The sequence below is a fragment of the Amycolatopsis sp. NPDC004079 genome (assembly GCF_040610415.1).
GTDB lineage: Bacteria > Actinomycetota > Actinomycetes > Mycobacteriales > Pseudonocardiaceae > Amycolatopsis > Amycolatopsis halotolerans.
Window position 1 is genome coordinate 197,215 of record NZ_JBEXMH010000010.1, and the last position, 20,801, is coordinate 218,015.

The window sequence follows — 20,801 nt, forward strand, 5'->3', positions numbered from 1 at the left end:
CTGCGGGGAATGCGGTTGTCAGTGCCGGAAAATAAATACCGGTGCGGCGGTTTCCGGATATTTCAGCGGGCGAGCCAGCGGTGCAGCGAAGCGGTCAGCGCCTCGGGTGCGTCGAGCTGGATGAGGTGTCCGGCCGAACGGACCAATTCCAGTCCGGCACCCGGGATCATCCCGGCGAGCCGGTGCGCGCGGTCGACCGGGATCCAGGTGTCCTCGGTGCCCCACACGACGAGCGTGGGCACGCTGATGTCGCGGTAGCGTGGCTCGATTTCGTCGGTGTACCGCTGATCGGCCTGCGCGATCTGCCGGTAGAAGGCCGCCTGTCCAGACGAACCGAGCCACGGCGTGACAAGCATGTCGTGCGCTTCGGCGGACAACGGACGCTGGGCGGCACCGGCGATGTACTCCCGCACCAGTGCCTCGTGCAGGTTCGGTGGCAACTGTGCGAACACGTCCGCGTTCTCCGACACCAAACGGAAGAATTCCGAACCCCACGGTGCCAGCGCGACGACGTCCACCAGCGCCAGCGACCGATAAGCCGCGCCGTGCAACAGAAACGCGCGCAGGCTGACCGCGCCGCCGTAGTCGTGCGCCACGACGTCCGGCTCTTCGAGACCCCAATGGTCTAACAGCGCGGCGAACGTCTCGCCCTGCGCGGCCAGTGAGACGTCCTGGCCGTCCGCCATCGTGGAACTGCCGTAGCCGGGCATGTCCCACAGGTACACGGTGAAATCCTGCGCGAACGTCGAAGCGATCGGCTCCCACAGCTTCGACGACCACGGCGTCCCGTGACAGAACACGAGCGGCGGCCCCGCACCCTGTCGGGACCACCGCACCTGCTGCCCGTGCTTGCCCTGCCAGTCGAAGACCTCCATCAGCGCTTCAGGTCCGCGACGATCTCGTACGAACGCACGCGGTCCTCGTGACCGTGCACCATCGTGGTGATCATCAGCTCGTTGGCGTCGGTGTCGGCCAGCAACTGGTCCAGTCCCTTCCGGACGCTCTCCGGCCCGCCGACGATGCTCGACCCGAACCGCTCAGCGAGGAACGCGCGGTCCATCTCGGTGTACGGGTACTCGGCGGCGTCCTCCGGCGTCGGCAGCGCGATCGGGCGGCCGCGGCGGAGGCTGAGGAAGGTCAGCCCGCTCGGCCCGGCCAGATACTCCGCGCGCTCGTCGGTCTCGGCGGCGATCACCTGCACGCCCAGCATCACGTACGGCTCCGAAAGCACCTCGGACGGACGGAAGTTCTCGCGGTACAGGCGCACCGCCGGAATCGTGTTCTCGGCCGCGAAGTGGTGCGCGAAGGAGAACGGGAGCCCCAGCCGTCCGGCCAGCTGCGCGCTGAAGCCGGACGAGCCCAGCAGCCACACCGGCGGCTTGTTGCCCTCGGCGGTGACCGCGTTGACGCCGCGCGCCGCGTCCGGTTCGAAGTAGCTGATGAGCTCCATCAGGTGCTCGGGGAAGTTCTCCGCGGACAGCCCGCCCGGCCCGCGCAGCGCGAGCGCGGTGCGCTGGTCGGTGCCCGGCGCGCGGCCGATGCCCAGGTCGATCCGGCCCGGGTGGAACGCCTCCAGCGTGCCGAACTGCTCGGCCACCACGAGCGGCGCGTGGTTCGGCAGCATGATCCCGCCGGAGCCGACGCGGATGCTCTCGGTGGCGTCCGCGACGTGCCCGATCAGCACCGCCGTGGCCGAGCTGGCGATGCCGGGCATGTTGTGGTGCTCGGCGAGCCAGTACCGGTGATAGCCCAGCCGCTCGGCGTTGCGGGCGAGATCGAGCGTGTTGCGCAGCGCCTCGCCGACCCCCTTCCCTTCGGAAACGGGGGAGAGGTCGAGCACGGACAGCGGCACGTCAGGCAGGGAGGTCACGAACAGCCGTAACGCGCGCGGCCGCGATTCCCTTCCCGCCTCACGCGTGCGGCAGCCAGTCCGGGTTCGAGGCGAGCACGATCAGCTGCTGCGTCGCCCGGGTGAGCGCGACGTACAGCACGCGCCGCCCGGTCGAGGACTCGGTGACCAGGTCCATCGGCTCGACCAGCACGACCGCGTCGTATTCGAGGCCCTTCGAATCGAGGGACCCGACGACCTTGAGCCGCTCGTCGGTCTGCCCGGCGAGCCAGCCCTCGACCTCTTCGACGCGGTCCATGGCGGTGATCACACCGACCGTGCCCTCGACCGCGCCGAGCAGTTCCTTCGCCGCGGACTGCGTCGCAGTCGCCAGCGCGGCCTGGTCGACCGGTCGGACCTCCGGCTCGATCCCGGTGGTGCGCACGGCCTTGGGCAGCTCGTCGGCCTGCGCGTGGCCGGCCACGACCTTCGCCGCCAGGTCGAAGATCTCCGCCGAGTTCCGGTAGTTCGTGCGCAGCGTGAAGCGCCGCCGCGTGGTCTTCACGCCGAACGCCTGGTCGCGCGCCTGCGCCGCCTCGTCCGGATCCGGCCACGAGCTCTGCACCGGGTCGCCCACGACGGTCCAGCTCGCGTACTTGCCGCGACGGCCGACCATCCGCCACTGCATCGGCGAAAGGTCCTGCGACTCGTCGACGACCACGTGCGAGTACTCGTCGTAGTGCTCCGGGCGGTGCGGCGCGCCTCCGGAACTGCCGCGCTCCGGGGCCACCTCGACCACGGTCTGGCGACGGCGCCGCTTCGGCTCCGGCCCGACCAGCACGCGCAGTTCGTCCAGCAACGCGATGTCGGCCACCGACCAGCCGCGCGAACGGTCCGCGAAATCGGCCGCCAGCAAGCTGATCTCGGTCCGGTTCAGGATGCCCTTCGACGCCGCGGCCAGCCGTTTCTCGGCGCCGAGCCACTTGAGCACCTGCGCCGGGTACAGCGTCGGCCACCACACCACGAGGAAACGGTGGAAGTCGATGCGCTCGCCGAGATCGTTGATCAGCTCCGCGCGGTCGCTCTCCTTGCCGTCCGCCTTCGCGTACTCCTCGGCCTTGTCCGCGAGCGCGGCCAGAAGCAGCTCTGCCACGCGTACGCGCGACCGGTTCGGCGGCGCGCCCTGCGTGTGTGCCTTGCGCCGTACCTTCTCCAGCTCGCGCGCGGTGAGCTTCAGGACTTCGCCGCGGTAGACGATCTTCAGCTCCGTCGGCGCTTCGGGCGGGGTGTCGCGCAACGCGCGCAGAAGCACCTTTCGCATCCGCAGCGAACCCTTGATCGCGGCCAGCGCGGCTGTGTCCTGTCGCGTCGCTTCGAGACCGTCGAGCACTTCGCCGAGCGCGCGCAGTTCGACGTTCGTTTCGCCCATCGACGGCAACACACGCGAGATGTACGTGGTGAAGACGCCCGAAGGGCCGATCACCAGCACGCCCGCGCCGCCGAGCTGACGGCGGTGCCGGTACAGCAGGTACGCCGCGCGGTGCAGCGCGACAGCCGTCTTGCCGGTGCCCGGACCGCCGGTGATCTCGGTGACCCCGCGCCACGGCGCGCGGATGACGTCGTCCTGTTCCTTTTGGATCGTGGCGACGATGTCGCGCATCTTCTCGCCGCGCGAGCGGCCGAGCGCGGCCATCAGCGCGCCCTCGCCGACGATCTGCATGTCCTCGGGCACGGCGTCGGCGATCAGCACGTCGTCGTCCACGTCGAGCACAGTCTGCCCGGAGCAGCGGATGACGCGGCGGCGCACGACGTCCATCGGCTCCTCGGCGGTGGCCTGGTAGAACGCGGCGGCGGCGGGCGCTCGCCAGTCGGTGACCAGGTTGTCGAACTCGGTGTCGCGGATGCCGAGGCGGCCCACGTAGATGTGCTCGCGGTCGAGGTGGTCGAGCCTGCCGAAGACCAGGCCCTCGTACTCGGCGTCGAGCGTCTGCAGGGTCTGGTTCGCGTGGTAGACCATCATGTCGCGTTCGAACAGCATCGACGCCTGCTCGAAGATCGCTTCGCGCTGGGCGCCTTGGCCCAGCTCGTAGCCCTTGGCCCGCATCGCCTCGGCCTGGGTCCGCAGCTCGGCGAGCCGCGTGTAGACCCGGTCGACGTGTGCCTGCTCGACGGCGATCTCAGCCCGTCTCACCCGGGGTTCCGACACGCAACGCTCCCTTGAACACCATGACTTCGCCTCTGGAGGGCGAAGAACGACTCTACGCGCCCGCGCGCGAGGGTTCGGCAAGTCCTGCCCAACGCCACATCGCGACCTTGGGCGAAGATGGCCGGGTGACGAGGATCGTGGCCGGGAAGGCGGGCGGACGGCGGCTGAAGGTGCCGCCCAAAGGCACCCGCCCGACGTCGGAGCGGGTGCGGGAAGCGCTGTTCAACGCCCTCGAAGTGGCCGGTGAGCTGGACGGAGCCCGAGTGCTCGACCTCTACGCCGGCTCGGGCGCGCTCGGTCTCGAAGCGCTTTCGCGAGGTGCTGCGGACGCGTGGTTCGTCGAAGCCGACCGTAAGGCGGCAGACGTGCTTCGCGGCAACGTCGCCGATTTACGGCTAGGCGGCACAGTGCGCGCGGGCCAGGTCGAGACGGTCGTCGCTGCTCCTGCGTCGGTGCAGTTCGACGTTGTGCTCGCAGACCCGCCGTACGCGGTCGATGCTGCTTCTCTGGGCACAGTGCTCGCTTCGTTGCACAGTGGTGGCTGGCTCGCTGACGGCGCGTTGACGGTGATTGAACGGGCTGCGCGCGACGGTGCTCCAGACTGGCCGTCGACGTTTAAGCCGCTTCGCGACAAGCGCTACGGCGACACCGCGCTGTACTGGGCGGAGTACGACAGCTCATCTGAGGTGTGACGCAGTCGTCACGAGTGCGCGCGCGACCGCGTGGCTTGATAGCGTCCGCGCCATGCGGCGTGCGGTCTGTCCCGGTTCTTACGATCCGGCCACCAACGGACATCTCGACATCATCGAGCGTGCTTCGGCGCTCTTCGACGAGGTTGTCGTCGCGGTGGGGGTGAACAAGAGCAAGAAGGGCCTCTTCAGCGTCGAGGAACGCATGGAGATCCTGCGCGAGATCACCGCGAAGCTGCCGAACGTACGCGTCGATTCGTGGCAGGGCCTGCTCGTGGACTACTGCCGCGACAACGACATCGCCGCGGTCGCGAAGGGCCTTCGCTCGGTCAGCGACTTCGACTACGAGCTGCAGATGGCTCAGATGAACCGCGAGCTCACCGGCCTCGAAACGCTGCTGATGGCCAACAACCCGGCGTACGGCTTCGTGTCCAGTTCGCTGGTCAAGGAGATCGCGGCGCTCGGCGGCGACATCGAGAACCTGGTGCCGCCGGTGGTGTACGAACGCCTCGTCGCGGTCTACGCCAAACAGGACTGAGCACCCCGGGACTGAGCACCGCCTCCGGCCGAAACGCCAGCCCGGCGGCCGATTTAGCCTGAACGGATTACAGCCTTCGTCGGGACTTCGGCCGCGTCCCGAAGCTGTTCACCTCACGTCATTCTGCGGACTACCCGACCGGGTTACCGTCCGAAAATGACCAACAACCGCAGCCGCATAGTCGGTGTCCTTTTCGCACTGCTGGTCGGTTTCCTGGGGTTCGGCACGGCCGCGGAGGCCGTTCCGATGTCCCCGGCGGCGCCGGCGTCCGTGCAGCCGAAGCAGAACTCCTGTGGGGATCTGTCCGGGTTCACGCACGTCAAGCTGTCCGCGCTGCCCGCACAGGCGACTGACACCTACAAGCTCATCCAGACGAACGGCCCGTTCCCGTACCCGAAGAACGACGGCGTCGTGTTCACCAACCGCGAGGGGATCCTGCCCTCCTGCGCGTCGAGCTACTACCACGAGTACACCGTGCCCACGCCCGGTTCGAGCAACCGCGGCACCCGCCGGATCGTGACCGGCCAGGGCGGCGAGTACTTCTACACCGGCGACCACTACGAGTCCTTCCAGGTCATCGACATCGACGGCGGCAGCACCCCGACGAAGTGCGGCGACCTGTCGAAGCTGAGCCCGGTCGGCTACTCGACGCTTTCCGACGAGGCCAAGAAGGTCGTCGACGGCGTGCGTGCGGGCACCCTCAGCGACGGCACGACCTACGAGAACCGCGAGGGCGTCCTGCCCGCGTGCGACGCCGGCTACTACACGCTGTACGACGTCGGCTCGGAGGACCGCGTGATCTCGGGCGACGGCGGCGAGCTGGTCTACACGCCGGACCACTACGCGACTTTCCAGAAGATCGACCTCAACGGCTGACCCAGGTCCGGAAGGGGCGGTTTCACCAGCGGGTGAAGCCGCCCCTTCTGTTAGGTGAGGACACGCCCGGTCGGGTGCTCGTTCACCGGTTCAGGCTGCGAAGCGGGCAGACTGGAAGCCAGTGATCGGGGAAACTGCTTGAGGGAGTGGCCGTGTACCGGGTTTTCGAGGCACTCGACGAGCTCGTCACGATCGTCGAAGAGGCCCGTGGGGTTCCCATGACGTCCAGCTGCGTGGTGCCCCGCGGCGACGTTCTCGAGCTGCTCGACGACGTCCGCGACGCGCTTCCCAGCGAAGTGGACGACGCGCAGGACGTTCTCGACAAACGAGACGACCTGCTGCTGGCCGCGCGCAAGGAGGCGGGGGAGACCGTCGCCGGCGCGAACGAGGAAGCCGAGCGGACCGTGTCGGACGCCACGTCCGAGGCCGAGCGCATCCTCGCCGACGCGCGCGCCCGCGCGGAGCAGATGCTGGGCGACGCGCACAACGAGGCCGAGCGCATGGTCGCGGGCGGACAGGCCGAGTACCAGAACCTCACCGAACGGTCCCGTGCCGAGTCCGAGCGGATGATCCAGGCCGGCCGCGACGCCTACGACCGCGCGATCGAGGACGCCCGCGCCGAACAGGCCCGGCTCGTCTCGCAGACCGAGGTCGTGCAGGCCGCGCACGCCGAATCCGCGCGCATCGTCGACGAGGCGCACTCCGAAGCCGACCGCCAGCGCGCCGACTGCGACGCGTACGTGGACGGCAAGCTGGCCGAGTTCTCCGAGCTGCTGGCCACCACGCTGCGCACCGTCGACTCGGGCCGCAACCACCTGCGTTCGCCCTCGACCGGCCACGGCAACGGCCGCTCGACGCTGTACGACTACCAGGTCTGAGTTCCCGCCGCGTGGATGTTCCGGGCCGGGTGGTACCGGATGCGCGGCGGTCATGCGCCCCGCCGACAGCCTCGGCATCCGTCCCGACCGGCACTGTGGCCTCGTGTGTGCCGGTCCCGGTTCCGGCCGCGATCGGCACTCGCCAGGTCCGGCCACCTCCAATGCGGTTGCGGGGCCTGCGTACGCTGGTAGGCGATGTCCGAAAACCCTGCCCAGAACCCCCGCCCCGCGCAGCTCGACGACCGCAGCCCGTGGGTGGTCGACACCCGTGAGCTCGGCCGCCGCGCGGGACTCAGCCGGGAGCTGCGCCGCGCCGCGCCCGTGCCGACCGCGCTCGGCGTCCCCGGCGTGCTCGAAATCCGCGAAGGCGAGCCCGTCGAGCTCGACCTGATGCTCGAATCCGTCGTCGAGGGCGTCCTCGTCACCGGCACCGCCACGGCGGTCGCCGCCGGCGAGTGCTCGCGCTGCCTCGACCCGGTCACCGAGAACATCGAGGTGGACCTCACCGAGCTGTTCGCCTACCCGGGGTCGGCCACCGAGGAGACCACCGACGAGGACGAGATCCCCCGCCTGATCGACGACCGGATCGACCTCGAGCCGACCGTCCGCGACGCCGTGGTGCTGGCGCTTCCGCTCGCCCCGCTGTGCCGCGAGGACTGCCCCGGTCTGTGCATCGAATGCGGCGTCAAGTGGGCCGATCTCGAGCCCGGACACGGGCATGAGAAGATAGACCCTCGGTGGGCCGCGCTGGTCGAGCGATTCGACGAGAACGCGGGCGAAAAGCCTGCGCACGGCTCCGGAGAGCAAGCCTGACGAGCGTCCAGCTCGATCCGGGAGAAGTAAGTTCGCTCGCATCCGCGAGCAGACCGTTTGAAGGAGATCTACTCGTGGCCGTCCCGAAGCGGAAGATGTCGCGATCCAACACGCGCTCCCGCCGCAGCCAGTGGAAGGCGGCTCCGGTTCAGCTGGTGCCCTGCTCCAACCGCGCCTGCCGCCAGCCGAAAATCCAGCACGTCGCTTGCCCGGCTTGCGGCCAGCACAACGGCCGCCAGGTCGTCGAGCCCGCCTGAGCGGGCAGCCGATCATGGGGGGTAAGCCCGTCGGAGGACCCGCGGCCGATCCCGCATCGTTGCTCGAGGCGCTCGGGGTCGTTCTCGACCCCGAGCTGCTCCGTCTTTCGCTCACGCACCGCTCGTACGCGTACGAGCACGGCGGCCTGCCGCCGAACGAGCGACTGGAGTTCCTCGGAGACGCGGTGCTCGGCCTCGTCGTCACCGACCACCTCTACACCACCCACCCCGACCTGCCCGAGGGCCAGCTCGCGAAGCTGCGCGCCAGCGTCGTCAACATGCACGCGCTGGCGGGCGTCGCACGCGGGCTCGGCGAGGGCGGGCTCGGGGCGCATCTGCTGCTGGGCAAGGGCGAAGAGCTCACCGGCGGCCGGGACAAGGCGAGCATCCTCGCCGACGGTCTCGAAGCCGTCATCGGCGCCACGTACCTCGCGCACGGCATCGAGGTCGCGCGCAAGCTCGTGCACCACCTCTTCGACGGGTTGCTGGCCGAGGCTCCGCTGCGCGGGGCAGGCCTCGACTGGAAGACCAGCCTGCAGGAGCTGACCGCCTCCGGGGGACTCGGCGTGCCCGAGTACCGCGTCGAGGACAGCGGTCCCGACCACCGCAAGGAATTCACCGCCACCGTGCTGGTGGCGGGCCGCGCGCTGGGCGAAGGCAACGGCACCACGAAGAAGGAAGCCGAGCAGAAGGCCGCGGAGACCGCCTGGCGGGCGCTGTCGGAGGAACTCGGCACCGGCGACGACGCGAGCTGAGTCGTTTTTTCTTCCCGGGGCCGGCCGACTTGACGTCGGCCGGCCCCGGTTTTTTGTTGCTGGGCACGGGCCCGCCGTTTTTTGTCGGGGGCGCCGGGCAGAATGAGCGCATGCCCGAACTACCCGAGGTCGAGACCGTCCGCGCCGGTCTCGAAGCGCACGTCGCCGGCCGTACCGTCCGGGCCGTCGAGGTGCTGCACGACCGCGCCATCCGGCGGCACGCCCAAGGAGCCGCCGACTTCACCGGACGGCTCGCCGGAGTCACGATCGAGGCGGCCCGGCGGCGCGGCAAATACCTGTGGCTGGAACTGTCCGACGGCGAGGCGGTGCTGGCGCATCTCGGCATGAGCGGCCAGATGCTGGTGCAGCCCGAGGGCTCGGCGGACGAGAAACACCTGCGCGTCCGGGTCCGATTCGCCGACGGCGGACCGGAACTGCGGTTCGTCGACCAGCGCACGTTCGGCGGCCTGGCCCTGGACGAACTGGTCGAGGTCGACGGCGACAGCCTGCCCGGCACCATCGCGCACATCGCCAGGGACCCGATGGACCCGAAGTTCGACCCGGAGGCCGCCGTGCGCGCGTTGCGTTCGCGGCGCACGGAGGTGAAACGGGCGCTGCTCGACCAGACGCTGGTGTCCGGGGTGGGCAACATTTACGCCGACGAGGCGTTGTGGCGCTCCAAACTGCATTGGTCGCGGCCGACCGAGAAACTCACTGCCGCACAAGGGCGAACGCTGGTGTCCGCGGCCAGCGACGTGATGTCGGCTGCGCTGCTCGCGGGCGGGACGTCGTTCGACGCGCTTTATGTGAACGTGAACGGAGAATCGGGGTATTTCGAGCGCTCGCTCGACGCGTACGGTCAGGAAGGAATGCCGTGCCGCCGCTGCGGTTCGCCGATCCGGCGGGAGCCGTTCATGAACCGGTCGTCGTTTTCGTGTCCCAGGTGTCAGCGGCGGGCTCGGGTGGTTTAGCCGCGCGGGGTGGTCGCCTGGCAGTGGAGGCGGGGCTGGGCGGCCAGTTGTGGCTGCGGTCGGGCGAGAACGGGAGGTCGCTGAGGCCAGGTGGTGAGACCAAACCGCGCGAACCAGCGGCCTTTTCCTTCCATGTCCCGGACACTCGACAGCGAAAAGCCTTGTGCGACAGGGACATCGGCGAGTTCAGGCTCGACCCGTCTCCTCGCGGGCGAAGAGCGGTTCCGCCGCTTCCAGCCGCGGTGCCGTGATGCCTAACCGACGTGCTTCGGCCAGTGTGTCCCGGCAGACCTCGCGTGGCTCCTCCGCGTCGGGGTTGTTGTGTGCGGCGAAACTCGCGCGCACGGGCGCGAAATGAGCAGTCAGCCAGGCGAGCACGGGGGCCGTCAGCCAGGTGGGCGCTCGGAACGGCAGCAGACCGCCCCGGTGCCGTCGCAGATCGATACCGCGCGCTTCGAGGAGCGGCACGAGCTCGCGCCCGGCCAGCAGGCCCTCGCGCACGTCGCGCGTCGACCCGGCCAGCTGGGACAGGGAACCCAGCCGCAGGCCTTGGGAGAACAGGCCCGCGTCCGAGACGAAATGGACCCACAGCCAGCCGCGGAAATCGGGCCGCTCCTTGATCCGGAGCCCGGCCTCGCGAAACGCCTGGCGCACAGCCAGTTCCCGGTCGGTCGGGGGCTGGCCGAGAGTGCCGAAGACGACCGACCGCAGCAGGAATCCGCGGAGCACGCCGTCCGCGCCGAAACCTCCGCCGCCCTGGGGAAAGCCCCAGGCGACCTGGTCGACGGGGAGTGCGCCGATCGCGTCCAACGGCTCGGTCCAGACGTTGCCGAAGATCAGCACCGTGGCCTGGCCGACGCGCGGAGCCAGGAAAGCCGTCGCCTCCGCGAGGCGGTGGTGCCCGACACTGAGCACGATCAGGTCGAAGTCATGGTCTGGTTCCACCTCCTCGCGGAGGCGCACCGGCCACTTCTCGACGCGCTGCCCACGCCGCCAGTGCCGCGGATCGAACAGGTCGAGGTCGACGGTGTCGCCGTACGTCGCCGCGCGGCCCGGCCGGACGTAGAACTCGACGTCGTGGCCCGCCTGTTGCAGGGTCCAGCCGTAGACGGTGGCGATCACGCCTCGGCCGAACATCAGGATCTTCACGTGCACCTCGTGGGGTAGCATTCGATGTGGAGACAATCTCCACTTTTCAAAATATGGAGACTGTCTCCACTTGTCAACGCGAGGGAGCACATGACCGCCGACAAGCCGCTGCGGGCCGACGCCCGGCGCAACCGCGATGTCCTGGTCGCCAAGGCGCGAGAGATCTTCGACACCGGTGAGTTCTTCGACCTGCGCTTCGACGACTTCGCCCTCCTGGCGGGGGTCGGCACCGGCACGCTGTACCGGCATTTCCCCACCCGGGAGGCGCTGGCCGAGGCGGTCTACCACGGAGAAGTCGCCGCGCTGTGCGACCGCGCGCGCGAGTTGCGGGCCACGCTGCCCGCGGCGGAGGCTTTGGCGACTTTCCTGCGCGGCATGGTCGACCACATCGACGCCCACGAGGGCCTGGCCCGCACGCTGGCCACGCTCATGGCCGAACGCTCAGGCGATCTCGCCGAGGGCAGCCAGGCACTGGAGCAGGCTGTCGCCGATCTGGTGGCCGCCGCCGTGCGGGAGGGCAGCGTTCGCGACGACGTGGATTCCGGTGCCGTGATGATGGTGCTGCACGGCATCGGTGCGGCTCACGACCGTCCACATTGGCGTGCCGAGGCTGACGACGTCATCACCCTCCTGCTGGACGGGCTGCGCCGACCGCAGTGACACGGCGCGGCGGGGTGGATCCGCGAATTTTCAGGATGGTCGCGTAGCCGCGCGGAGGCGGGTGAAAACCAAGCCAGCAACGGTAATCGCGATCGCGAGCCAAGCGAACCAATCACCGAAGCGCGTGTGGAACGTCTGGCCGGGACCTGCGGGAACATCGGCAACGACTGTCGTGAACGGAGCTGGTCCGCCGGTGCGGGCTTCGCCGAGGACGCGGCCGTAACCGTCGGACAGCATCAGGCTGCCGTTCGCGTCGGAGAGCGCGATCGACTGTCCACTTTCGACACCCCGGAGCAGTGCGTTGCGGGTGTGCTGCCAGCCGCCCTCGTCGTTGTTGCCCGGCGGGACCGCCAGTTCGGCCGGGATCGCGAGGATCCGCGAACCGGCGGCGGCGTAGTCGCGGCTGGGGGAGGTGAACGTCGTGTCGCCGCAGATCACCAGTCCGGTCGGGACCTCGGTGCCCGGGACGAACACCAGATCCCGGCCCGGCGGGCTCACCAGGTCGTGGTGTTTCAGGTACCGAGCGGGTGAGGCGCCGTCGGCGGGGAAGGCCAGCGCGTAGTCGTAGTTGTGCTTGCCTGGCCGGTCGTAGTACTCGAAGCCGACCACGATCGCCGCGCCCCGGGCCTTGGCCGCGCGCCGCATCGGCTCGACCAACGCCGCTGGCCATTCCTCCTCGGCGCTGAAAGCGGCTTCGGGCAACACGATGAGCTTCACGCCGTCTGGCATGGCTGAGATCTGCTGGATGTAGTCGTCGACCAAGGCGCGGCCTTGAGCGGTGCCGAGCGCGGGACCCCAGTGGTAGCCGGCATTTTGCGTGATAGCGGCCATTCGCACCGTCGGACCGCCAGTGCCGGAAAGCCGTAGTGCGCCGCCGCCAAGGGACAAAGCCACAATGACCGCGGCGACAACGCCTATGCGTACCCGGGAAGCTCCGGGCGCGCACATCGCGGCGACTGCGAAAGCGGGCAGCAGCACCAGGAACTCGACGCCCCACATCCCGGCCCACGAAGCGGTTTGCAGCACGAGCGGCGCGTCGCCCTGGTCGTTGGCGAGGGAACCCATCATCCCCATCGGGTTCAGCGTGGCGATCAGGTACAAGAGGGCGGTCCACGCCGCGGGTGCGGCGAGGCTGGCCAGCAGCGTCCGGCGGCGGCGCGCCAAGGCCCAGAACAGCCACACCGCGAACGTGAACACCAGCGACATCCCGACATCGATGGCGGCGCCGAACGGCCACAACGGTTCGTCGCCGGAATGTGTTTGGTAGGCCCACATATTCGCGGTGCCGAGCAAGAACGCGCCGAACGCGGTGCTCACCGTCGTCCAGCCGCTGGCTCGGGTTGCCAGCAGCAGCACCGGAAACGGCGCGAGCCAGGTGAGCGCGGCGATCGGGTCCAGTCCGGTGCCGAAGTAGAAGAGCGCCGCTGAAGAAAGCAGCGCGACCGGGACCTGCCAACGGGCATTACGTTCTGAGGCCATCGAAAATCCTCCGGGAAGTACGTCGGCACAGCGCACGGAACTCGGGTTCCGCCGCCCCCATCCGGCCGGCGAGGTAGTGCAGCACCATGCCTTGCGTTTGCGTGCTGACGGTCAGCGCGGCTTCCAGCGGATCGTCGTCGCGCAGCACGCCGTCGCGGATGCCTTCTTCGATCAGCCGGACCAGCGCGGTGAACGGCGGCGAGCCGGGTTCGCGGTAGCCGTCGGGATAGATCCGGGCCCGAGCCCAGCCGTCGGTCATCAGGAAGCGGTACAGATGCGGCTGGCCGAGGGCGAAATCCAGGAACCGGTCCAGCAGTGCGTCGAAGCGGTCGAGCCATTCGCCGTCCGGCGCCGGGTCTTTCCACGCCGCGCCCAGTTCCCGGCCGGTGGAGTCGGCGACCGCGCGCAGCAGGACCTCGCGGTTTTCGTAATGCCGGTAGATCGCCATCGCGGTGACTCCGGCGGCTTCGGCGACCCGGCGCATGCTGACCGCCGCCGCGCCCTCGGCGGCGATGATCTCGCGCGCCGCCGCCGCGAGCCGTTCGGCTGTCGGGATCTCGACCATGTCTACACTGTATACCTCGACGTCTACGCTGTATACCTGACCGTTCGTCTCTCGCTGACCTGGCCGGATGGGCAGCGATACCGCCGAACGGCCGCTCGCCGCGCACACTACTGCGCTATGCGTGGTAGCTTCTCTCGCGCAGGACCGGGAAGGAACGCCGTGGAGATCAGTCAGCTGCTCAAGGGAGTGCTGGACCTCGCGGTCCTCGCGGTGCTGCGCGACGACGACGGGTACGGCTACGACGTGCTGCGAAGACTGCGCGCCGCCGGCCTGGAGGAGGTCGGGGACGCGTCGGTGTACGGCACTCTGCGGCGGCTGTACAAGGCGGGATTGCTGACGTCGTACGTGGTTCCGAGCGAAGAGGGCCCGCACCGCAAGTACTACAGCTTGAACGACCGGGGCAGGGCGCGGCTCGCCGAATCGGCGCGCACGTGGGGCAGCTTCGCGTCCATTATGGACAGTTTGGTGAAAGAGCGGGCCTGACCGCGCGGACAGGCGAAACCGCGGGCACGAATCGGGGAGAGGCAGCATGAGCACGGACAAGCCGACGGCCGCGCGGGTGTACCTGTCGAGGGTGCGCACCGCGCTCGCGGACCTGCCCGCGAACGAGATCGAGGAACTGCTCGAGGACGTCCGGCCGCAGCTGGCCGAGATGGAGGCGGAAGCAGGCGCTGCGGCGCGGGTCGAGGACCTCGTCGCGCGGCTCGGCACCCCGGAGAGCTACGCGGCCGAACTGCGGGCTTCCGGCGGCTACCCGCCCGCTCCGGCTCCGGAAGCGGCGACCGAGGTCCTGCCGACGGCGGCGGCGAAGCCGGGCCGGGCCGGAGCGCGGCTTGCCTTGTGGGGCTTGGTGTTCTGCGCGGCAGGCACCGCGATGATCGCGTTCTACACCGCGGTGCGCTTCAATGCCGAGGCGCTGGCCGGGATGATCTTGCTGGCCCCGGTGTTCGCGGTGAGCGTGGCGTTCCTGTTGCTGCGCGGGCTCGACGCGATGCGGGAGCTGCCGGAGGTGGTCCGCGCGCGGGCGATGGTGAAGTCGATGCGGGAGGACCGGTCGGCCGACCGCGCGCTCGCGTATCTCGATTCGCTGAAGCCGGCGTGGTGGGTGGTCTGCGGGTTCGCGCTGCTGGCGTTCGGGCTGCTGCTGATGATCCGGGACCTGCACGCGGTCCTGCTGCTGCCGGTGCTGCTCGTCGGCGCGGGCCTGGTGATGTGGGCGGGCCCGCGGATCAAGGTCGACGGCCGGATGCTGTGGATCGCGGTGCCGGTGTCGGCGTTCGTGGTGGGCAGCGCGTTCGGCGGACTCGGCGCGGCGGTCAACCTCGTCCGGGACCGCACGTATTCGTCGAGTTCCACCCCGTCGTACGCCTCGTCGATGTACGAGGACGTCCACGGCAACGAAGCGCTGCGCTACGGCCAGCACGAACTGAGCAACCTGTACGTGTTCGACGCGAACGGCAAACCGCTTGAGAACGTCTACCTGTACGACGACCGCGGCCGCCCGCTCGCGATCTCCCGCTACGGCTGCGAGAAGGACACCGGCACGAGCCAGCTGACCGGGCAGGACAACCAGTTCCCGCGTCCGAAGGTCGTCGAGGGAGTGCAGGACGACCGCGGGAACGTCAACGGGTACAACGGGCATCGCGCATATTGCCGGGAGGACGCGGGGGTGCCGTTCGCGGCGGTGATCCCGAAGGCTTCGGCGACATCCGGGACGCCGGTCCCGCCGAGCACTCCGACGAAGGCCGCTCCGCCGACGCGGTAGTGCGGGTCGTGCGTGGTAATGCCGGTTAGAACCGGCATCGCCGCGCACGAGGACCCGCCGCAGCCCCAGCCGCCGCGACAACTCTGGCAGCCGCCTCCGACAAAGACCGCCGTCGCCCAGCGCCGGACCCTTGGCAGGTTCGCGACCCTGTTCGAGAACCGGGGGACGAGCGGCTCACCGGCGACGAGGTGCTGGACCGGGTGCACCGACTGGCGCGGGCGTTGCCGGAAACGCCGGAGGTGTGTGGCGGTCTCTCGCCCGGCTCGTGGTCCCGAGCCGCCGAACGCGAAACCGGGCGCCCAGGCCGCGAACGGCCCGGGCGCCCGGGAGGCGAGTCGGCGAAAACTCAGTGGTTGAACGCCGAGCGCGCGGCCAGGTCCGCCAGCAGCTGGCGGCCCTTCTCGGCGTTGCGCGGCTGCGACAGCACGTCGTAGCGCTGCGCGACCAGCTGGCTCTGCGAGATGAACCCGCGCTTGTTGCGGTTCGCCGCGTAGCCCAGTGCGCCGAAGGCCACGTTGAACACGACACCCGCGGCGAGGCCGAGCACGATCGACAGCAGCCCGGCGGCCGGGTTGAGCATGCTCAGCACCAGGCCCAGGAACAGGCCGAACACCGCGCCGGACATGGCCGCGCTGCTGAGCATCCGGCTCCAGCTCATCTTGCCCGCGATGCGCTCGACGAGCATCGGCTGGACGCCGACGATGGTGACGTCGGCGACCGGGAAGTCAGCGTGCGCGAGGTGGTCGACGGCCTGCTGGGCCTGCTCGTAGGACTCGTACGACCCGATCGGCCACCCGGTGGGCAGCGTCGGGAGCTGCGGCCGCGCCTGCTGCTGGCTGAACGTGGTCTGCGTGAATGCTTCAGTCATCCCTCTCACCTCTCTTGCCCGGTCCAACGCACGAGGCGGCGGATTTGGTCCCGGACGCACCCGATTCACAGTATCTTCTCAGCCGGGCAACCCGGACATAGCAGGCGCCGCCTGGGTGAGCCGCGCTGAACCCTCGTTTAAAGGTCTATGAAAATACCTTTCAGTGGATTGACCCTGGCAGGACCGCCCGGTAAGAAGAAGCCGCAAAGGACCTGATCCGAACCTTTGGGGCGATGCGATGGCGGCCAGGCGAGGAATGCTCACGCTCGAAGATCTCCGCGAACGGGTGACGGCGGGCACCATCGACACGGTGCTCGTCGCGCTCACCGACATGCAGGGGCGGCTCCAGGGCAAGCGCTGCTCGGCGGAGTACTTCCTCGAAGAGGTGGTCGGCCACGCGACCGAGGCGTGCAACTACCTGCTCGCGGTGGACGTCGACATGAACACCGTCGACGGCTACGACATCTCGTCCTGGCAGAGCGGCTACGGCGACTTCGTGCTCCGGCCGGATTTCGCGACGCTGCGGGAGATTCCGTGGCAGGAGGGCACCGCGCTGGTGCTCGCGGACGTCGAGCGCGTGCAGGGCGGCCCGGTTTCCGTTTCGCCGCGCCAGGTGCTGCGCCGCCAGCTCGACCGGCTCGCCGAACGCGACCTGAAGGCGTACGTCGGCACCGAACTCGAGTTCATCGTGTTCGACGACTCCTACGAATCCGCGTGGGACAAGCGCTACCAGGACCTCAAACCGTCCAATCAGTACAACGTCGACTACTCCATGCTCGGCACCGCGCGCATCGAGCCGCTGCTGCGCCGGATCCGCAACGGAATGGCGGGCGCGGGCCTGTATCCGGAGTCGGCGAAGGGCGAGTGCAACCCGGGCCAGCACGAGATCGCCTTCCGCTACGCCGAAGCGCTCGCGACGTGCGACAACCACGGCATCTACAAGAACGGTGCGAAGGAGATCGCCGCGCAGGAGGGCAAGAGCCTCACGTTCATGGCGAAGTACAACGAACGCGAGGGCAACTCCTGCCACATCCATCTGAGCCTTCGCGGCAAGTCCGGCGAAGCGGTGCTTCCCGGCGACGGCGACCACGGCTTCTCGAAGCTGATGCAGCACTTCCTCGCCGGACAGCTGGAAGCGTTGCGCGAGATGACGTACTTCTTCGCCCCGAACATCAACTCGTACAAGCGTTATGTCCCTGGCAGCTTCGCGCCGACAGCGATCGCGTGGGGCACGGACAACCGTACGTGCGCGTTGCGCGTAGTCGGGCACGGTGACGGGTTGCGCGTCGAGAACCGCGTACCCGGCGGAGACGTGAACCCGTACCTCGCAGTCGCCGCGATGATCGCTGCTGGGTTGCACGGCATCGAGAACGAGTTGCCGCTGGAGCCTGAGTTCGTAGGCAACGCGTACGCGTCCGACAAGCCCACTGTGCCCGTCACGCTCGCTGAAGCCGCTGAAGTCCTCGAAGGCAGCCGTATCGCGCGAGATGCCTTCGGCGCTGATGTAGTCGACCATTACCTCAACGCCGCGCGGATCGAGCGCGAAGCGTACGAGCGAGCTGTGACCGATTGGGAGCGCATCCGTGGTTTTGAACGACTCTGACCCACCTGTCATCGGGCTCAGCACCTACTCGGAACAGGCGAAGTTCCTGGCGTGGGACACCGAAGCGATGCTGCTGCACCGGGTGTACGCGGACTGCGTGGTCAAGGCGGGCGGGGTTCCGGTGCTGCTGCCGCCAGTAAGCACGAAGTACGACGCGCTCGTGGGACGCATCGACGGCCTCGTCCTCACCGGCGGCGCGGACGTCGAACCCAGCCGTTACGGCCAGGAGCCGCACGAGAAGACGTACATCCGACCGGAGCGCGACGCGTTCGAGTTCGGCCTGTTCGAGGCGGCGCGCGCGGCCGGAAAACCGGTGCTCGGCGTGTGTCGCGGGCTGCAGGTGATGAGTGTCGCGCTCGGCGGCACGCTCTCGCAGCACCTCTCGGAAACCCTCGGCGACGCAACGCATCAGCCGGCTCCGGCGACGTTCGGCACCAGCACGGTCAGCCTGGTCGACGGCACACGGGCGGCCGCGATTCTGGGCCAGGAAACGAAAGTCCAGTGTTACCACCATCAGGCGATTGACCGGCTGGGCTCCGGCTTGATCGCGTCCGGCCACGCGGCGGACGGGACGGTCGAGGCCGCGGAGGTGCCGGGCGAGTTCGTGCTCGGTGTGCAGTGGCATCCGGAGCAGGACAGCGACGACGTCCGGCTGTTCGCCGCGCTAGTGAACGCCGTGCGGGAGGCGAAATGACGACGTTCGAGGTGCGCAATCCGGCGACCGCGGAGGTGGTGCGCCAGGTCGCGCTGACCAGCGAGGCGGAGACCGACGCCGCGATCGCCCGCGCGCACGCCGCGTTCCCGGCCTGGCGGGCGCTCGCCCCGGGCGATCGGGCGAGGCTGCTGCGCCGGTTCGCGGACGCGGTCGACGCCGACCGGGAGAACCTCGCCCGGCTGGAGGTCGAGAACTCCGGCCACACCATCGGCAATGCCCGCTGGGAGGCGGGCAACGTGCGCGACCTGCTCGAATACTCCGCCGGCGCGCCGGAACGGTTGCTGGGAAAGCAAATCCCGGTCGACGGCGGCGTCAACGTCACGTTCCACGAGCCGCTGGGCGTGGTCGGCGTGATCGTGCCGTGGAACTTCCCGATGCCGATCGCGGGCTGGGGCTTCGCGCCCGCGCTCGCGGCGGGCAACACGGTCGTGCTCAAACCGGCCGAGCTGACCCCGCTCACCGCGCTGCGCCTGGCCGAACTCGCGCGTGAAGCGGGAATCCCCGAAGACGTCTTCCAGGTGCTCCCGGGCAAGGGGTCGGTTGTCGGGCAACGGTTTGTCACGCATCCGGCGGTGCGCAAGGTCGTGTTCACCGGCTCGACCGAGGTCGGCAAGCAGGTCATGGCGGGCTGCGCGGCGCAGGTGAAACGGGTGACGCTGGAGCTGGGCGGCAAGAACGCCAACATCGTGTTCGCCGACGCCGACGTGGAGAAAGCCGCGGCGACCGCGCCGTACGGGGTGTTCGACAACGCCGGCCAGGACTGCTGCGCGCGCTCGCTGATCCTGGTGCAGGACAACGTTTACGACCGGTTCCTCGAACTGCTCGAACCCGCGGTGCGGGGCGTGGTCGTCGGCGATCCGGGCGACGAGGCGACCGAGATGGGCCCGCTGATTTCCGCGGACCACCACGCGAAAGTCTCCTCCTACGTCACCGAGCGGACGCCGGTCGCTTTCCGCGGCAGCGCGCCGTCCGGGCCGGGTTACTGGTTCGCGCCGACCGTCGTGCTCCCGCCGGGCTTGGACGATCCGCTGGCCCGTGACGAGATCTTCGGCCCGGTCGTCGCGGTGGTCCGATTCCGCGACGAAGCCGACGCGGTGCGGATGGCCAACGACACCGAGTATGGCCTGTCCGGCTCGATCTGGACCCGCGACGTCGGCCGTGCCTTCCGAGTTGCGCGCGGCGTCGATTCTGGGAACCTGTCGGTGAATTCGCATTCGTCAGTCCGCTACTGGACGCCCTTCGGCGGCTTCAAGCAGTCCGGCCTCGGCCGTGAGCTGGGCCCGGACGCCGCCGCCGCTTTCACCGAAACCAAGAACGTTTTCCTGAGCACAGAGGAATGACCCACGATGGTGCAGCGTTTTGACGGCCGCGTCGCGGTGATCACCGGCGGAGCGAGCGGCATCGGCCTCGCCACCGCCAAACGGCTGGCGAGCGAGGGCGCGAAGGTGGTGATCGGCGACGTCGAGCCGGGGCAGGGCAAGGCGGCCGCCGACACCGTGGGCGGGGCCTTCGTCCAGGTCGACGTCACCGACGCGGACCAGGTCGAGGCCCTTTTCCAGACGACGGTCGACGAGTTCGGCGCGGTCGACGTCGCCTTCAACAACGCGGGCATCTCGCCGCCCGAGGACGATTCGATCCTCACCACCGGCATCGAAGCGTGGGAGAAGGTGCAGCGGGTCAACCTGACCTCGGTGTACCTGTGCTGCAAGGCCGTGTTGCCGCACATGCAGCGCCAGGGCCGCGGTTCGATCGTGAATACCGCTTCGTTCGTGGCCGTGATGGGAGCCGCGACGTCGCAGATTTCGTACACCGCTTCGAAGGGCGGCGTGCTCGCCATGACGCGCGAGCTGGGCGTGCAGTTCGCGCGCGAGAACATCCGGGTCAACGCGCTGTGCCCGGGGCCGGTCAACACGCCGCTGCTGAAGGAACTCTTCGCGAAGGACCCGGAGCGCGCGGCCCGCCGTCTGGTGCACGTTCCGGTCGGCCGGTTCGCCGAGCCGGAGGAAATCGCCGCCGCGGTGGCCTTCCTGGCGAGCGACGACGCCAGCTTCATCACCGCCGCGCAGTTCCTGGTAGACGGCGGCATCTCGGGCGCCTACGTAACGCCGTTGTGACTGTCCGTGAAGGGCTCCTTGAGGGAATCAGATTCCCTCAAGGAGCCCTTCACGGACCTTTGGCAAGGGGGT

At 69.1% G+C, this 20,801-nt stretch carries 22 protein-coding genes; 15 read left to right on the forward strand and 7 right to left on the reverse strand.

Features of this window, described 5'->3' with window-relative positions; all coding sequences use genetic code 11:
• Positions 1-62 precede the first annotated feature (62 nt).
• The 3 genes from ABZX37_RS14085 to ABZX37_RS14095 are packed head-to-tail and all read right to left on the reverse strand — an operon-like array spanning position 63 to position 4,034.
• Positions 63-875 carry an alpha/beta hydrolase gene (locus tag ABZX37_RS14085; RefSeq protein ID WP_354739375.1) on the reverse strand — a complete coding sequence of 271 codons (813 nt, stop codon included), beginning with the start codon at positions 873-875 and terminating at the stop codon, positions 63-65.
• Entirely contained in the window at positions 875-1,870 is a 996-nt protein-coding gene (locus ABZX37_RS14090) for an LLM class flavin-dependent oxidoreductase (RefSeq protein WP_354739377.1), read from the reverse strand. Before ABZX37_RS14090 ends, ABZX37_RS14085 begins: the two co-directional genes overlap by 1 nt.
• A gap of 40 nt (positions 1,871-1,910) precedes the next feature.
• The gene (locus ABZX37_RS14095; RefSeq protein WP_354739379.1) at positions 1,911-4,034 is read right to left on the reverse strand and encodes an ATP-binding domain-containing protein; all 2,124 of its coding nucleotides are present in this window, start codon (positions 4,032-4,034) and stop codon (positions 1,911-1,913) included.
• Positions 4,035-4,159: 125 nt separating this feature from the next.
• Here ABZX37_RS14095 and rsmD point away from each other — a divergent pair, with 125 nt between their 5' ends.
• From rsmD to mutM, 8 genes are all read left to right on the forward strand, one after another.
• Positions 4,160-4,726: a 16S rRNA (guanine(966)-N(2))-methyltransferase RsmD gene (gene rsmD, locus ABZX37_RS14100; protein WP_354739381.1), complete on the forward strand. Its 567-nt coding sequence runs from the start codon at positions 4,160-4,162 to the stop codon at positions 4,724-4,726.
• A gap of 52 nt (positions 4,727-4,778) precedes the next feature.
• On the forward strand, positions 4,779-5,261 hold the full coding sequence (gene coaD, locus ABZX37_RS14105) for a pantetheine-phosphate adenylyltransferase (protein ID WP_344285825.1): 483 nt from the start codon (positions 4,779-4,781) through the stop codon (positions 5,259-5,261).
• 156 nt (positions 5,262-5,417) lie between these two features.
• Positions 5,418-6,137: a ribonuclease domain-containing protein gene (locus tag ABZX37_RS14110; RefSeq protein ID WP_354739384.1), complete on the forward strand. Its 720-nt coding sequence runs from the start codon at positions 5,418-5,420 to the stop codon at positions 6,135-6,137.
• Between the two features lie 152 nt (positions 6,138-6,289).
• Complete coding sequence (locus ABZX37_RS14115) at positions 6,290-7,015, forward strand: DivIVA domain-containing protein (protein ID WP_354739386.1); 726 nt, start codon at positions 6,290-6,292, stop codon at positions 7,013-7,015.
• Between the two features lie 195 nt (positions 7,016-7,210).
• Complete coding sequence (locus ABZX37_RS14120; RefSeq protein WP_354739388.1) at positions 7,211-7,828, forward strand: YceD family protein; 618 nt, start codon at positions 7,211-7,213, stop codon at positions 7,826-7,828.
• Positions 7,829-7,902: 74 nt separating this feature from the next.
• Positions 7,903-8,085 carry a 50S ribosomal protein L32 gene (gene rpmF / locus ABZX37_RS14125; RefSeq protein ID WP_009074209.1) on the forward strand — a complete coding sequence of 61 codons (183 nt, stop codon included), beginning with the start codon at positions 7,903-7,905 and terminating at the stop codon, positions 8,083-8,085.
• 14 nt (positions 8,086-8,099) lie between these two features.
• Positions 8,100-8,840 carry a ribonuclease III gene (gene rnc, locus ABZX37_RS14130; RefSeq protein ID WP_182892148.1) on the forward strand — a complete coding sequence of 247 codons (741 nt, stop codon included), beginning with the start codon at positions 8,100-8,102 and terminating at the stop codon, positions 8,838-8,840.
• Positions 8,841-8,950: 110 nt separating this feature from the next.
• Positions 8,951-9,811: a bifunctional DNA-formamidopyrimidine glycosylase/DNA-(apurinic or apyrimidinic site) lyase gene (gene mutM, locus ABZX37_RS14135; RefSeq protein ID WP_354739390.1), complete on the forward strand. Its 861-nt coding sequence runs from the start codon at positions 8,951-8,953 to the stop codon at positions 9,809-9,811.
• Between the two features lie 186 nt (positions 9,812-9,997).
• Here mutM and ABZX37_RS14140 read toward each other — a convergent pair whose 3' ends face one another.
• On the reverse strand, positions 9,998-10,960 hold the full coding sequence (locus ABZX37_RS14140; RefSeq protein ID WP_354739392.1) for a 2-dehydropantoate 2-reductase N-terminal domain-containing protein: 963 nt from the start codon (positions 10,958-10,960) through the stop codon (positions 9,998-10,000).
• A gap of 90 nt (positions 10,961-11,050) precedes the next feature.
• On the opposite strand from ABZX37_RS14140, the gene ABZX37_RS14145 reads away from it, so the two are divergent.
• Positions 11,051-11,620, forward strand: a complete 570-nt coding sequence (locus ABZX37_RS14145; RefSeq protein ID WP_354739394.1) for a TetR/AcrR family transcriptional regulator — start codon at positions 11,051-11,053, stop codon at positions 11,618-11,620.
• Positions 11,621-11,650: 30 nt separating this feature from the next.
• Here ABZX37_RS14145 and ABZX37_RS14150 read toward each other — a convergent pair whose 3' ends face one another.
• Entirely contained in the window at positions 11,651-13,099 is a 1,449-nt protein-coding gene (locus ABZX37_RS14150; protein WP_354739396.1) for a nitrilase-related carbon-nitrogen hydrolase, read from the reverse strand.
• Positions 13,083-13,664, reverse strand: a complete 582-nt coding sequence (locus ABZX37_RS14155; RefSeq protein ID WP_354739398.1) for a TetR/AcrR family transcriptional regulator — start codon at positions 13,662-13,664, stop codon at positions 13,083-13,085. The genes ABZX37_RS14150 and ABZX37_RS14155 overlap by 17 nt, the downstream gene beginning before the upstream one ends.
• Before the next feature lie 159 nt (positions 13,665-13,823).
• Between ABZX37_RS14155 and ABZX37_RS14160 the strand changes: the two genes are divergently transcribed.
• Together ABZX37_RS14160 and ABZX37_RS14165 are read left to right on the forward strand one after the other, a co-directional pair.
• Positions 13,824-14,147 carry a PadR family transcriptional regulator gene (locus tag ABZX37_RS14160; protein WP_354739400.1) on the forward strand — a complete coding sequence of 108 codons (324 nt, stop codon included), beginning with the start codon at positions 13,824-13,826 and terminating at the stop codon, positions 14,145-14,147.
• Between the two features lie 46 nt (positions 14,148-14,193).
• Complete coding sequence (locus ABZX37_RS14165; protein WP_354739402.1) at positions 14,194-15,429, forward strand: hypothetical protein; 1,236 nt, start codon at positions 14,194-14,196, stop codon at positions 15,427-15,429.
• Between the two features lie 346 nt (positions 15,430-15,775).
• Here the strand turns inward: ABZX37_RS14165 and ABZX37_RS14170 are convergent, their stop codons facing one another.
• Complete coding sequence (locus ABZX37_RS14170) at positions 15,776-16,297, reverse strand: general stress protein (RefSeq protein ID WP_344285862.1); 522 nt, start codon at positions 16,295-16,297, stop codon at positions 15,776-15,778.
• Positions 16,298-16,553: 256 nt separating this feature from the next.
• On the opposite strand from ABZX37_RS14170, the gene ABZX37_RS14175 reads away from it, so the two are divergent.
• From ABZX37_RS14175 to ABZX37_RS14190, 4 genes are read left to right on the forward strand one after another with little or no spacing between them, the layout of a single operon-like run.
• A complete protein-coding gene (locus ABZX37_RS14175) occupies positions 16,554-17,900 on the forward strand; it encodes a glutamine synthetase family protein (protein WP_354739419.1) in 1,347 nt (448 codons plus the stop codon).
• A complete protein-coding gene (locus tag ABZX37_RS14180) occupies positions 17,881-18,594 on the forward strand; it encodes a gamma-glutamyl-gamma-aminobutyrate hydrolase family protein (RefSeq protein WP_354739404.1) in 714 nt (237 codons plus the stop codon). The genes ABZX37_RS14175 and ABZX37_RS14180 overlap by 20 nt, the downstream gene beginning before the upstream one ends.
• Positions 18,591-19,955 (forward strand): aldehyde dehydrogenase family protein, encoded by a 1,365-nt coding sequence (locus ABZX37_RS14185; RefSeq protein ID WP_354739406.1) that lies wholly within the window; start codon positions 18,591-18,593, stop codon positions 19,953-19,955. The genes ABZX37_RS14180 and ABZX37_RS14185 overlap by 4 nt, the downstream gene beginning before the upstream one ends.
• 6 nt (positions 19,956-19,961) lie before the next feature.
• Positions 19,962-20,729 (forward strand): 3-oxoacyl-ACP reductase, encoded by a 768-nt coding sequence (locus tag ABZX37_RS14190; protein ID WP_354739408.1) that lies wholly within the window; start codon positions 19,962-19,964, stop codon positions 20,727-20,729.
• Positions 20,730-20,801: the final 72 nt, after the last annotated feature.